The organism is Aeromonas sp. JL9, from assembly GCF_024436075.1.
GTDB classification, from domain to species: Bacteria; Pseudomonadota; Gammaproteobacteria; order Enterobacterales; family Aeromonadaceae; genus Aeromonas; species Aeromonas veronii.
Genome location: NZ_JANFNV010000011.1, coordinates 23,615 through 36,541, shown reverse-complemented (window position 1 = coordinate 36,541; position 12,927 = coordinate 23,615). Strand labels below are relative to the sequence as shown.

Below are 12,927 nucleotides of genomic sequence, written 5' to 3'. Positions count from 1 at the left end.
CGGATATGCTGGCTCAGCTCTGGCTCGCGACGACCTTGACGACCACAACCCTCTCCGCCTGTGGTCATCACGATTATCCCCCCTGGAACTGGCTGAGCGATGGCAAGATCATCGGCGTTTGTGCCGAAGTAGTCAGTACCCTCTATCAACGGTTGGGTTTGAATGTGGATCTCTCCTATGTGGGCCCCTGGGCCCGCGGTCAGCAGAAAGTGGCAAAAGGAGAGGTCGACATCAATATCTGTGCGCTGCGCAACGAAGAGAGAGCGCACTACTCCCGCTTTACCCGAACACCCATGGCCATCAATGACATGGCGGTGTTCGTACGCCAACCCAGCAGCCGCTTGCTGCAGCGACGGGAGGATCTGACCGGACTGCGGGGAGCCATGATGATAGGCGTCAGCCTTGGCAGCGAAATGGATGATTTTTTGCAAGCGAATACCCGTATCTACAGGGTCAACTCCCTCAAGCAGGTATTTGGCCTGCTGGCCAGTGACCGGGTCGACTTCGTTCCCTATGGCCGCTCTTCCGGCCGCCTGTTTTTGAGCGAAAATTACCCGAGCAGCGGAATGACTGATCTGCACTGGCCACTGCAGCGCGGTGAGCTCTATATTTCTGTTTCACTGCAATCCCCCCATCTTGGCACCCTCGAACAGCTGGAACCCATGTTGCAAGCGCCGGGCATGAGGCAGTGGATAGATCAGCTGCTGGAGAAATACAGCGACATCTATCTGCAACAACAGCGCCAGCCCTCGCCTTGACCTTCTCCTGCGAGCAAGGTTTAGAGTTTGGCAACTCGCCCCATAAGGATGCCCGGATTGTCACTCACCCAGCTTGCTGCAAGATTGCCCTCTGTTGCTCTGGCCCGGCTATTGCTGGCGCTGCTGCTCGTCTGCAATCTGACTCTCTGCATCAGCTGGCATGGTTCTCCCCTCTCCTCCGAGCCGACCCCAAGCAGCGCCCAATCGATGGTGATGTTCGATTCATCCATGGCGATGGCGGATAGCGATATCTCTCATGCAATGCCCGCGATGGATCACCCGGACGATGTCATGCCCCTCTCCTGCCATCAGGGAGACGAGGGGTCAGCCATGGGCGATGAGTGCCAGATGCAGATCGGCGTCAATGCTCTCTCCTTCGGCGCGATGACTCTGCTTGGGGTACTGGTCGCTCTGCTGCTCTTTCCCTTGCTACTTTGCAACAACTTCGCAACTGCACTGCTTGATAACTGGTTGCGGGATCCCTTCCTGCGATCGCGCGGTACTCACCCTCCCTCCTGGCCGCGCCGACATCTGATGCTGTCGGTGTTACGCCACTAGAAAGTCCTTCTCTTGCGGCAGCGGCAAGCCTCGGCTTGTCCGTTTTCTGCTGCCTTGCCTGACCCTGTGACGACTGGCCCCGCCAGCAACAGGGAGCCGTGCGCACTGATACAGCTGCGCCCCGTTTGCCGCCAGCCCCTTGGGTGATGCCTTGCACCTCACCCGACCGTCGGCCTGCAAAAGAGAAGACGTATTATGTCACCAGCCCACTTTTCACCGTCCAAGGTTGCTGCCTTTGCGGGCGCATTACCCTCTTACACTTTCTGCATGCAGATCCGCGCCGGAGGCCAGTCATGAACAAGACCGTCCTGATGTCGGCCCTGCTGCTCGCCCTTGGAGCTGGTGGCGGCTACTGGGCCGCCAAACAGACCTCCGATGGCGCCAGCGCCAAAGAGAAGATGCCCCTTTACTGGGTCAACCCCATGGATCCCCGCGACATGCGTGACGGCCCGGCCAAGGACAACATGGGGATGGACTTTATCCCCGTCTATGAGGAACAAAAAAACGGCTCGCCGGGCACCGTCACCATCAGCCCCGAGATCCAGCAGAACCTGGGGGTGCGACTGGCTAAGGTCGAGCGACTGCCTATCCACCAGCAGCTCGAGACGGTGGGCTACGTCGGTTATGACGAGGACAGGCTGGAGGCAGTCAACGCCCGCATGGCAGGCTGGATCCGCACCCTCGCCATCAAGAGCGAGGGGCAGCAGGTGAGCAAGGGGAGCCTTATTTACGAGCTCTACGCGCCGGATCTGGTCAACGCCCAGCACGAATACCTGCTGGCACTCAACACGGCCAACCCCCTGCTGCTGCGCGCAGCCGAGGGCAAGCTCAAGTCCCTGCAGGTACCGGCAGATCAAATCTCAGCCCTCAAGCGCACCCGTCAGGTGCGCGAAACCATCAGCATTTACGCCCCCAGCAGCGGTTATGTATCCGAGCTCAAGGTACGCGAGGGCCAGTATGTGGAGCCCGCTGCGGCGCTCTTTAACATCAGCACCCTCAAGCAGGTGTGGGTCAGTGCCGAGGTGTTCGAGCGTCAAGCCGCCCAGCTGAAAGTGGGGGATCCGGTCACCATGACCCTCGACTATGCCCCCGGTCGCAGTTGGCAAGGTAAGGTGGATTACCTCTACCCGACACTGGACGCAGCTACCCGCACCCTCAAGGTACGGCTGCGCTTTGCCAACCCGGACGAGTTTTTGAAACCCAATATGTTTGCCAAGGTGAGTATTCGCACCGGGCAGGGGGAACCCCATCTGGTGGTACCGAGCGAAGCGGTGATCCGCACCGGCAGTCAGGATCGGCTGGTGCTGGCGCTGGGGGATGGCAACTTCAAGTCGGTCGCCGTCACTCTCGGCCCCCAGTTTGGCGACAAGGTTGCCATCAAGGCAGGGGTAGAGGCTGGGGATAACATCGTCAGCTCGGCCCAGTTCCTGCTCGACTCCGAATCGGCCATCGATTCGGACTTCCAGCGTATGACGGCAGTGCGCCCTGCACAGGTGTGGACCCAGGGCGAGGTTGAAAGCATCGATCTGGCCAACCGTACCCTGATGGTCTCCCACCAGCCCATCCCCGAGTGGCAGTGGCCCGCCATGGAGATGGAGTTCACCGTCGCCGACGGGGTCGATATCAGCAAGCTGGTCGAGGGGCAGACCCTGCACCTGCAGGTAATGCAGGAGGGGGATGAGTACCGCATCACCACCATCCATCAGGAGAAGGCCCCGACCAGCGGCCATGCTCTTGAGCAGGCAAAAGATGAGATGGAGGGGATGGGCCATAGCCAGCACAATATGGGAGCCAAGCCATGATCCCCTCGATTATTCGCTGGTCCATCGGCAACCGCTTTCTGGTGCTGCTTTTGACCCTCATGCTCACCGCCTGGGGGCTCTGGTCGGTCAAGCAAACCCCGGTGGATGCCCTGCCGGATCTCTCCGATGTGCAGGTGATCATCAAGACCTCCTATCCAGGCCAGGCGCCTCAGGTGGTGGAGGATCAGGTGACCTACCCGCTCACCACCGCCATGCTGGCGGTGCCGGGGGCCACCACGGTGCGCGGCTACTCCTTCTTCGGCGACTCCTTCGTCTATGTGCTGTTTGACGACAACACCGACCTCTACTGGGCCCGCGCCCGGGTGCTGGAGTATTTGAGCCAGGTTGCCCCCAATCTGCCCGCCTCCGCCCGCCCCCAGCTCGGCCCCGATGCCACCGGGGTGGGCTGGGTCTACCAGTACGCGTTGGTGGACAGAACCGGCAAGCACGACCTCAGCCAGCTCACCTCTCTGCAAAACTGGTTCCTCAAGTACGAGCTGCAGACGGTGGAAGGGGTCTCAGAGGTCGCCACCGTGGGTGGCATGGTGCGCCAGTATCAGGTGCGGGTCGACCCGGACAAGCTGCGCGCCTACGGCATCCCGCTCTCCCTAATCGAGACCGCCATCAAGCAGGGCAACCAGGAGACCGGCGCTTCCGTCATCGAGATGGCAGAAGCGGAGTACATGGTGCGCTCCAACGGTTACCTCAAAAGCGTGGAGGATCTGAAGCAGATCCCGCTCGGCACCACGGTACGCGGTGCCCCGCTGCTGCTGGGTGATGTGGCGGATGTGGTCACCGGGCCCCAGAGCCGGCGCGGCCTGGCCGAGCTCAACGGCGAAGGGGAAGTGGTGGGCGGCATCATCGTCATGCGCTACGGCGAGAATGCCCAGCACACCATAGACGGAGTCAAGGCACGGCTGGCGGAGCTGAAAAGCAGCCTGCCGGAGGGGGTGGAGGTGGTCACCGTCTACGATCGCTCCGACCTTATCCAGCGCGCCATCGACAACCTCTCCGGCAAGCTGCTGGAGGAGTTCGCCGTGGTGGTGCTGGTCTGCCTCGCCTTCCTGTTCCACCTGCGCTCGTCACTGGTGGTGGTCATTACCCTGCCCATCGCCATTCTGGTGGCCTTTATCGTGATGCGCCTGCAGGGGATCAACGCCAACATCATGTCGCTGGGGGGCATCGCCATCGCCATCGGCGCCATGGTGGATGGCGCCATCGTGATGATCGAGAACGTCCACAAACACATGGAGCGGGAGGCGCTCACCGACAAGAACCGCTGGCGCATCATCACCGAGGCGAGCATAGAGGTGGGGCCCGCCATCTTCTTCTCCCTGCTCATCATCACCATCAGCTTTCTGCCGGTGTTTGCGCTGGAGGCGCAGGAGGGGCGGATGTTCCACCCCCTCGCCTACACCAAGACCTACGCCATGGCCGCCGCGGCCGGGCTCGCCATCACGCTGGTGCCGGTGATCATGGGCTACTTCATCCGTGGCAAGGTGCTGGCGGAGCAGGCCAACCCGCTCAACCGCTGGCTAAGCCAGGGCTATGTGCCACTGCTGAAAACCGTGCTGGCCCGTCCGAAAACCACCCTGGCCATCGCCGCCGTGGTGACAGTGGCGGGCTTCTGGCCGCTCAAGTACCTGGGCTCCGAGTTCATTCCGCCGCTGGATGAGGGGGACATCATGTATATGCCCACCACAGCGGCCAATATCTCGGTGGGCAAGGCGCGGGAGATTTTGCAGCAGACCGACAAGCTCATTCGTACCGTGCCCGAGGTGCAGAACGTGTTCGGCAAGGCGGGGCGCGCCGAATCGGCCACCGACCCCGCCGATCTGGTGATGATGGAGACCAGCATCCAGCTCAAGCCCCGGGACCAGTGGCGCCCCGGCATGACCCCGGAGAAGCTCAAAGAGGAGCTCGACTCCCTCATCCGCTTCCCCGGACTCACCAACGCCTGGGTGCCCCCTATCAAGACCCGCATCGACATGCTGGCTACCGGCATCAAGACCCCGGTCGGCATCAAGATAGCGGGGCCGGATCTCAAGGTGGTCCAGCAACTCGGCCAGCAGCTCGAACAGATCGTTGGCAAGGTGGAGGGCGCCTCATCGGTCTACGCCGAGCGGGTGGCCGGTGGCCGCTACGTCAAGGTGGATATCGACCGGCTCAAAGCGGCCCGTTACGGCCTCAACATCGCCGACGTACAAGCGGTACTCGCCACCGCAGTGGGCGGCATGGAGGTGGGCCAGACCATCGAGGGGCGCGAGCGCTACCCCATCAACCTGCGTTACCCCCAGAGCTATCGTGACTCGGTGGCGAGCCTCGAGCTGTTACCGGTGGTCACCCCGAGCGGCGCGCGTATCGCGCTGGCGGATATGGCGCGGGTCTACATCAGCGATGAAGCCCCCATGCTGCGCAGCGAGAATGCACGCCTCAACGGCTGGGTCTACGTCGATATTCGCGGCCGCGATATCGGCTCCTTCGTCGATGAGGCCAAGGCAGAGGTGAACAAACAGCTGGTGCTGCCGGCAGGCTACGCCCTCACCTGGTCTGGCCAATACGAGTACATGGAACGGGCCAAGGCGCGCCTCGCCTACGTGGTGCCGCTGACGGTCGCCATTATCGTGCTGCTGCTCTATCTGGCGTTTCGCCGCGTTCAGGAGGTGCTGCTCATTCTCACCACCTTGCCGCTGGCGGTGGTGGGCGGGATCTGGACCCTCTGGTTGCTCGACTTCAACCTGTCAGTCGCCGTAGGTGTTGGCTTTATTGCCCTGGCGGGGGTAGCGGTGGAGACCGGGGTGCTGATGCTGGTCTACCTCAACCATGCTTGGGATGACCTCGTGGCCAGCGGCAAGCCAGACAAGGCGGGGCTGCACCGGGCAGTGATCCACGGCGCCGCCCTGCGCCTGCGCCCCAAGATGATGACGGTGGTGACCATTATCGCAGGCCTGCTGCCCATCATGTGGAGCCATGGCACCGGCTCCGAGGTGATGCAGCGCATCGCCGCCCCCATGATCGGCGGCATGGTGAGCGCGCTGGTGCTGACCCTCTTGGTGCTGCCAGCGGCCTATTACCTGTGGCGCAGTCGCAGCCTTGGCAAGAGCGCGAACCCGCAATCCGAATAACCCGATTTCACGATCCATATTGACTGAACGATAAGGAAACCATCATGAACTACAAAACGCTGACCCTGCTGCTTGGCCTTGCCACCCACACCAACCTGCAAGCCGAAGAGATAATGCACCATGAAGGGCACGAGATGAGTCAGACGGGTGAGATGAGCGAACAGGCCGCAATGGTGATGACCAAGGGAGTCATTACCCGCCTTGATGAGGGGAGCGGCAAAGTCGGCATCAAGCACGAGGCGATCGAGAATCTCAAGATGCCCGCCATGACCATGGTCTTTCGAGTGGCAGATCCGGCCCAGCTCAAAGGGCTCAAGGTGGGGGATGCCATCCACTTTCATGCCGAAAGCCAGAGCGGCAAGCTCACAGTGACAGCCATCCAGCCGCAATAAACGGCTCTGGCTCGCCGAAGAGGTCACGATAGACAGTGACAACGCAAGAGGGAGGCATCAGCCTCCCTCTTCTTTTGATCAACCTGTTCGTGTGGTCAACCTCTGGCACGCGATAGCACTCAGCTGCGGGTTGACAGCAACTGCTCCACATCCTCGATCACCTTGAGAGCCGCCTGCGGGCCGCCGCTGGAGGTCCAGAGGGACCCGTCCACAGCGCCAAAGCGCTTGGCCTTGATCACCGGCAGTTGCTGGAACGCTGGAGTCTGCTCCGCCTGACGCATGGCATCCACCGCATCACCGGTGGCACTCAGGGTACCGACCACCAGCCAGTCGGCATCCAGCAGATTGAGGGACTCCAGACTCAGCGCCGGTGAGTGGGGCGCGCCAGTACCCTGCTGCTTGCTTGGGCGTACCAGCCCCATCGACTCCACTACGCTGCTGGCAAAGGTGCCCTGATACATAAAGCTCGGCCCCTTGGGGTTCCAGCGCACTATGCTGATGCTCTCCCCCTGATGCTTGGCCAGCTTGCTACGAGCCTGAGTCAACCGCTCGGCATACTGCAGCAAGAAAGTATCTCCTTGCTGGTCGCGGTTGAGGGTGTGAGCGGTGCGGCGGAAGCTATCCTGCCACGGCTCCCCCCACTTGCTAGTCACCACGGTCGGCGCGATCTCCCCCAGCAAAGTCAGCAGCTCGGGACGGGTCTGGCCTGTCAGGATAAGGTCGGGCTCCAGCGCAATCAGCGACTCCAGATTGGGGCTGTCGAGATCGCCGATCACCTGGATCCCCATGCCCGCCTTGTTCAGCAAATAGCGAGGCAAGGTGGGTTGACCACGACCATTGACGGCGCCGATAGGGGTCAGCCCCAGGGTCAGGGTGCTGTCGAGTTCGAGCTCGCTCAGCACCACCACCCGCGTTGGCTGGACTGGCACCTGCACCTTCTGGCCAAACGCATCGGTCACTTCACGCATCTCCTGCGCCTGAACCAGCGGCGCGGCCAGCATCAGGATGGCTGCTGCCAGGGCGGCAAAACGCTTCATCATCTCACTCCTTCTCGTTGCACGGCACGGATAATCGGCCGCGTAAATACACTCGGTGGGCCAACAGAACAGGCCCATATGACTCAACTCGCCGAACGCAGGGTGCGGCCATGTTCGTGGCGACGGGGCACGATAATGGGCGCCCCGTCACCGGGGGCATACAGAATGTCGACACTGGTGTGGTAGAGCTGATCGATCAGGGATTTGGTCACCACCTCCCGGGCCGAGCCCATGGCGGCAATGGTCCCCTCGCCGATGGCGATCAGCTCGTCACAGTAGCGGGCCGCCATCGCCAGATCGTGGATCACCAGCAGCACGGTTTTGCCCTCGGCAGTGATGCGATGGATCGCCTCCATCACCTCGGTCTGGTGACCGATATCGAGGGCACTGGTGGGCTCGTCGAGCAGCACCATGTCGCTGTCCTGCGCCAGGATCATCGCCAGCCAGGCCCGCTGCGCCTGCCCGCCGGAGAGGGACGCGGCGCTCTGCTGCCAGATGCTTTCAAGCTGCATCCGCTCGCAGGCGCTGCGCACCATGCGGGCATCCTCCTCGCCCCACTGATTGAACCAGCCCTGATGAGGGTGGCGGCCATACTGCACCAGCTGCTCCACCAGAATGCCGGCAGGCAGGGTCGGCCGCTGGGGTAGATAGGCGAGCTCCCGCGCCAGCCCCTTCATGGGGTAACTGGCGAGCGGCTTGCCCTTGAGCAGGATCTCGCCGCGTTGGGCTTTCATCTGGCCGGATAGCAGCTTGAGCAAGGTCGATTTGCCGCAGCCGTTGGGGCCGACGATCCCCACCAGCTTGCCCCTCGGCACGCTGAAGGAGATATCCCGCAAAATGGGGGTCTGCTGATAGGCGAAATGGAGGCGATTTACGGTGAGCGTCATCAGTCAGCCCTCTGGCGATCGTTAACGAGAAGAAACAGCAGCAACAGGCCGCCGAGAATGCGGGTCATGATGCCGGTCGCCACCTCGTGGGGGCTGGCCAGCACCCGGACCAGGGTATCGCTGGCAAGCAGCAACAGGGCGCCGCTGAGCGCCGCCAGCCAGAGTGGCACCACCCGGTCTTTCACCAGCCAGGAGGCAAGAATGGGGGCCGCCATGGCGATAAAGACCACGGGGCCGCCGATGGCGGTGCCGAGCGCCGCCACCAGAATGGCCTGCGCCAGAATGCCCAGTTGCACCCGATCGCCGTTGACGCCAAGCCCTCGGGCCATCTCGGGGCCAAAGCGCAGCACCGCCAGCGAGCGGGAGAGGTAGACGATCCACGGGCAGAGCACCAGCAACAGGATGGCGATAGGGGTGATGGTGCTGTAACCCACGGCGATAAAGCTGCCCATATTCCACAGATAGAGAGAGCTCAGGTGCAGCAAGGCCTGGGTGGACATCACAAACTGGCCGAGCGCCTCGAACAGTTCGGAGAGACCGATACCGATCACCACGAACAGATAGCCCTGCTCACCCGGTTTGCGGCAGAGGGCATAGAGCACCAGCGCCGCGAAGATGGCGCCGATGGGTGCCGCCCACCAGGGCCAGCTGCCCACGGTCAGGTAGAGGGAGAAGACGATGATGGCAAGGGATGCGCCGTTGTTGACCCCCACCATATCGGGAGTAGCCAGCCGATTGCGCACCAGAGTTTGTACCAGACAGCCCGAGAGCCCCATGGCCGCTCCCGCCGCCACCACCCCAAGGATGCGCGGCAGCCGGATCTTGAACAGAGTGAGCTGCTCAAGCCGCGTCCCCTCCCCCAGCAGGGTGTTGACCACCCCGGCCAAGCCAAGCTTGCCGCCGCCAACGCTCAGGGCCAGCAGAGCCAGCGCCAGCAACGCCATGGCCAGCAGAGCCAGCCAGCGCCAACTCGGCAGATGGATCAGCAAAGAGCGGTTGCCAGCCCGCAGGCAAAGCATATCGATAGGTGTACGCATCAGCCCCTCACTTGACGGTCAGCAGGGTACGAAAGCCCCCGCGATGAACGATGGCGATCAGCACAGGTGCACCGATCAGGGCCAGAATAACCCCGTTTGGCAGCTCGAACGGCTGGATCAGCCTGCGCGCCAGAATGTCGGCCAACAGCAGAAACAGCATGCCGAACAGTGCGGAGAAACAGACCTGCACCGACAGCTTCACCGGCTCCACCAATCGGCCACAGTAGGCGGCCAGAAAGCCGACAAAACCGATGGGGCCGGCGATGGCGATGGCACTGGCGGTAAACAGGGTGGCGGCCAGCAGCACGCCAATTCGCACCCGGTTTGGGCGGATCCCCAGCGCCTGGGCCTGACTGTCCCCCATCTGCATCAGGGTCAGCTGGCGACAAAGCAGCAAGGTGATGACAAACGCCGCCAACACGAAGGGCAGCACGGCAATGATGGCATCGAGATTGGCCGCCGACAGGGAGCCGAGGTTCCAGAAGCGGTACTGCTCCAGCACCATCTTGTTGGAGAGCAGCAGAAAGCTGGAGAGACCGCCGAAGGTGGCGGAGAGCGCCACCCCGACCAGAATAAGCTTCAGCGGATTGGAGCGGCCAATCATCATGCCTAGCCCCAGCACAATCACGTTGCCGAGCAGCGCGCCGAGGCCGGCCCAGAGCAGATAGCCGTAGGCGGACTCCACCCCGAACCAGGTGAGCCCCACCACCAGCGCAAAGACGGCCCCGGCGTTGACCCCCAGCAGGCCGGGCTCCGCCAGCGGGTTGCGGGTCGCGCTCTGCAACAAGGAGGCCGCTAGAGATAAAGAGGCGCCGACCACCATGGCGCAGAGGGTGCGCGGCAGTCGCAAGGTATTGAGCACCATGGCGAGCTTCTCGTCGCCAGCCCAGCGGGCATCCCCCATCAGGTAGCCGAGTACCTCGCGGGCACCATAAACACCCGCACCGGTGGCGAGCGAAAGAGAAAGCAGTATGAACAGGAGGAACAATCCCAGCCAGAACAGCGAGGTCTGGTCTCTAAACACCCTTTAACTCCTTATGGTGGCAATGCGCATGTTGTTGAAATACATGTGGTTGAAATAAAAGCCGTCACCCCGGGGTGATGCCGTGACAACAACGGGAGCCCGCCAATACGGGCTCCCGTTCAGCCACTACATCTTGTAGGCCACACCGGCATAGACAGTGCGCCCGTCGAGGATCTGATCGGCCTCGGTGGCAACCCAGTCACGCTTGGTATTGGTCAGGTTGTTGAGTCCGAACTTCAGATCCAGTGCCCGGGTGGCGTTCCAGACTGCCCCGACATCCAGGGTGTGGAATCCGGCGGTGGTCTCATAGGTGGTGCCGCTCATGCGCGGAACCGGGAGGATCTGGCTGCCGGTGTAGTTCCAGCCGAGCTGGGTACTCAGGCTCTCGATGACCAGCCACTCCAGCTTGGCGTTGGCGGTATGCTCCGGCGTCCGATAGAGATCCTTGCCGCTGGTCTTGTCCTCCCCGTCGATCAGGGTGACGTTGCTGGAGAGAGTCAGGGCATCGGTAATATCAAACCAGCCACTCAGCTCCACCCCCTTGATGCGGGCCTTGCTGACGTTCTGATAGGTCATCACCGCCGGACGCCAGGTGGCGGTCCATGCCTCGCTCTGGATCTTGTCCTTGATATCGTTGTGGAAGGCGGTAACCCCGGCGCCCCAGAACGACCCATCATAGGCGGTGCCCAGCTCATAGCTGACGGCGGTTTCCGGCTTCAGATCCGGGTTGCCCACCACGGCGCAGCGACCGCGACAGGCGGCTACCGCATAATCCGGGTTGGACTGGGCAATGGTCGGCGCCTTGAACGCCTTGCCAATGCCGCCCTTGACCACCCAGTTGTCCGTCAGGCTGTAGAGGGCATAACCACGGGGGCTGAACTCGGTGCCATAGGTCTCGTGGTGATCGACCCGGCCACTCAGGGTCAACGCCAGATCGCCAAAGCCAAACTCATCCTGCAGATAGAGCGCGCTCTGGTTGACGCTGACATCGCCCCCCTTGAGGTTGACGTTATGCTTGAGTTCGGTGATGCGGTACTCGGCACCGCTGGTCAGCAGGTGGCTGCCCAGATTACCGCTCAGCTGGCCATCGAAGGTGTGGTTGGTCTGGCTCACATCGCCGCTGGTCTTGCTCAGCGCCGTCATCAGTTCGGAGTCGTCAAACAGGTCAACCTGCTCGAAGGCATAGCCGACCCGGCTGTCGAACTGATCCCAACGGCCGACGTGAGTGGCATTGAGCCCCAGTCGCTCCATCTGCTGGATATTGCGCGGCGTCTGGCCGTAGTTGTTCCAGTGGGCCTCCCGATCGTCTTTGGCGTAGTTCATCCCTACATCCAGATCCTGACGATCATCGATCAACCATTTGACGTTGGAGAGGATCCCCAGCTTTTCACGCTGCTCGATGGCATCGGCCTTGGGGTTGATGCTCTGCTCGCTCTGCCAGGCATCCCGGTGATTCCCTTCTACCACCAGGTTGGCCAGCAGCTTGTTGTCGATCAGCGCCCCGCCCACATAGGCGCTCGCCTTGTTGATAGTCCCGCCGTGACCATCGGTGGGATCGCTGAAGGTATAGGTGGCCGCCGCTTCGGTCTTCTCCCCGGGTTGGCGCAAGATGACATTGACCACCCCACCCAGCGCATCGGCACCGTAGAGGGAGGAGATAGGGCCACGGATCACTTCGATACGCTCGATGGCCGCCATCGGGATGGCGGAGAGATCGAAATCATTGCCATAACCGGAGGTAAGAGCATCGCGGGAGCTGATACGCCGGCCATTGACCAGCAACAGGGTGTAATCCCCCTCCAGCCCGCGCAACTTGATCTCGCTGCGGCCGTAGCTGGTAGCAGGGCTGATATTGACCCCCGGCAACTGTTTCAGAGCGCCGGTCAGATCATTGACATTGAGCTTGTCGAGCTCGGCCCGAGTCACCACAGAGACGCTGGCCGGGGCGGTCAGCTCGCTGTGCCGGGTTTTACTCGCCGTCACCACCATAGTTTCATGAGCGGTGACAGGCGCAGTCCCTTGGGCCAGAACTGGCAGGGCAAAAAGGGACAACACCAGCGGATGCACTGCAAATCGTCGGGATGATGTACGCATCATCAACACTCCACATAAAACAACCAGGGCCAACACCACCGACATCCCTGTCTGACCTCGCCAGACCCGGTGCAAAGTGATGGAGTTCATTGGCATGAACAGTCGTCCATGCCCCATCACCCCGAACATCAGTGCATTACGGCAGGCCCTGCGTTGTGCTATGCCACTCGCAGCCATCAATAACAAAAGCGCCGTACCGACTGACATCGGGAC

Annotated in this window: 10 protein-coding genes; 5 read left to right on the top strand and 5 right to left on the bottom strand. The window is 62.0% G+C overall.

Annotated elements, in window-relative coordinates; genetic code table 11:
• The first annotated feature begins 5 nt into the window (after positions 1 to 5).
• From NOM06_RS10360 to NOM06_RS10340, 5 genes are all read left to right on the top strand, one after another.
• Entirely contained in the window at positions 6 to 758 is a 753-nt protein-coding gene (locus NOM06_RS10360) for an ABC transporter substrate-binding protein (RefSeq protein WP_255911501.1), read from the top strand.
• A 57-nt stretch (positions 759 to 815) separates the two neighbouring features.
• On the top strand, positions 816 to 1,316 hold the full coding sequence (locus NOM06_RS10355; RefSeq protein WP_255911499.1) for a hypothetical protein: 501 nt from the start codon (positions 816 to 818) through the stop codon (positions 1,314 to 1,316).
• Positions 1,317 to 1,609: 293 nt separating this feature from the next.
• Positions 1,610 to 3,118, top strand: coding sequence for an efflux RND transporter periplasmic adaptor subunit (locus tag NOM06_RS10350; protein ID WP_255911497.1), 1,509 nt, complete (start codon positions 1,610 to 1,612; stop codon positions 3,116 to 3,118).
• Complete coding sequence (locus tag NOM06_RS10345; protein WP_255911495.1) at positions 3,115 to 6,243, top strand: efflux RND transporter permease subunit; 3,129 nt, start codon at positions 3,115 to 3,117, stop codon at positions 6,241 to 6,243. Before NOM06_RS10350 ends, NOM06_RS10345 begins: the two co-directional genes overlap by 4 nt.
• 44 nt (positions 6,244 to 6,287) lie before the next feature.
• Positions 6,288 to 6,635, top strand: coding sequence for a copper-binding protein (locus tag NOM06_RS10340; protein WP_255911493.1), 348 nt, complete (start codon positions 6,288 to 6,290; stop codon positions 6,633 to 6,635).
• A 119-nt stretch (positions 6,636 to 6,754) separates the two neighbouring features.
• Here NOM06_RS10340 and NOM06_RS10335 read toward each other — a convergent pair whose 3' ends face one another.
• The 5 genes from NOM06_RS10335 to NOM06_RS10315 form a co-directional block, all read right to left on the bottom strand.
• A complete protein-coding gene (locus tag NOM06_RS10335; protein WP_255911591.1) occupies positions 6,755 to 7,672 on the bottom strand; it encodes an iron-siderophore ABC transporter substrate-binding protein in 918 nt (305 codons plus the stop codon).
• A gap of 83 nt (positions 7,673 to 7,755) precedes the next feature.
• A complete protein-coding gene (locus NOM06_RS10330; protein WP_255911491.1) occupies positions 7,756 to 8,559 on the bottom strand; it encodes an ABC transporter ATP-binding protein in 804 nt (267 codons plus the stop codon).
• Positions 8,559 to 9,596, bottom strand: coding sequence for an iron chelate uptake ABC transporter family permease subunit (locus NOM06_RS10325; protein ID WP_255911489.1), 1,038 nt, complete (start codon positions 9,594 to 9,596; stop codon positions 8,559 to 8,561). Before NOM06_RS10325 ends, NOM06_RS10330 begins: the two co-directional genes overlap by 1 nt.
• 7 nt (positions 9,597 to 9,603) lie before the next feature.
• Positions 9,604 to 10,620: an iron ABC transporter permease gene (locus NOM06_RS10320; protein ID WP_255911487.1), complete on the bottom strand. Its 1,017-nt coding sequence runs from the start codon at positions 10,618 to 10,620 to the stop codon at positions 9,604 to 9,606.
• 126 nt (positions 10,621 to 10,746) lie between these two features.
• Positions 10,747 to 12,714: a TonB-dependent receptor domain-containing protein gene (locus NOM06_RS10315; RefSeq protein WP_255911589.1), complete on the bottom strand. Its 1,968-nt coding sequence runs from the start codon at positions 12,712 to 12,714 to the stop codon at positions 10,747 to 10,749.
• Positions 12,715 to 12,927 lie beyond the last annotated feature (213 nt).

Excerpts from the sequence above, each read along its gene's own strand:
- NOM06_RS10360 (WP_255911501.1), top strand. The coding sequence starts at position 6 with ATGCTGGCTCAGCTCTGGCTCGCGACGACCTTGACGACCACAACCCTC.
- NOM06_RS10350 (WP_255911497.1), top strand. The coding sequence starts at position 1,610 with ATGAACAAGACCGTCCTGATGTCGGCCCTGCTGCTCGCCCTTGGAGCT.
- NOM06_RS10345 (WP_255911495.1), top strand. The coding sequence starts at position 3,115 with ATGATCCCCTCGATTATTCGCTGGTCCATCGGCAACCGCTTTCTGGTG.
- NOM06_RS10340 (WP_255911493.1), top strand. The coding sequence starts at position 6,288 with ATGAACTACAAAACGCTGACCCTGCTGCTTGGCCTTGCCACCCACACC.
- NOM06_RS10335 (WP_255911591.1), bottom strand. The coding sequence starts at position 7,672 with ATGAAGCGTTTTGCCGCCCTGGCAGCAGCCATCCTGATGCTGGCCGCG.
- NOM06_RS10330 (WP_255911491.1), bottom strand. The coding sequence starts at position 8,559 with ATGACGCTCACCGTAAATCGCCTCCATTTCGCCTATCAGCAGACCCCC.
- NOM06_RS10325 (WP_255911489.1), bottom strand. The coding sequence starts at position 9,596 with ATGCGTACACCTATCGATATGCTTTGCCTGCGGGCTGGCAACCGCTCT.
- NOM06_RS10315 (WP_255911589.1), bottom strand. The coding sequence starts at position 12,714 with ATGCGTACATCATCCCGACGATTTGCAGTGCATCCGCTGGTGTTGTCC.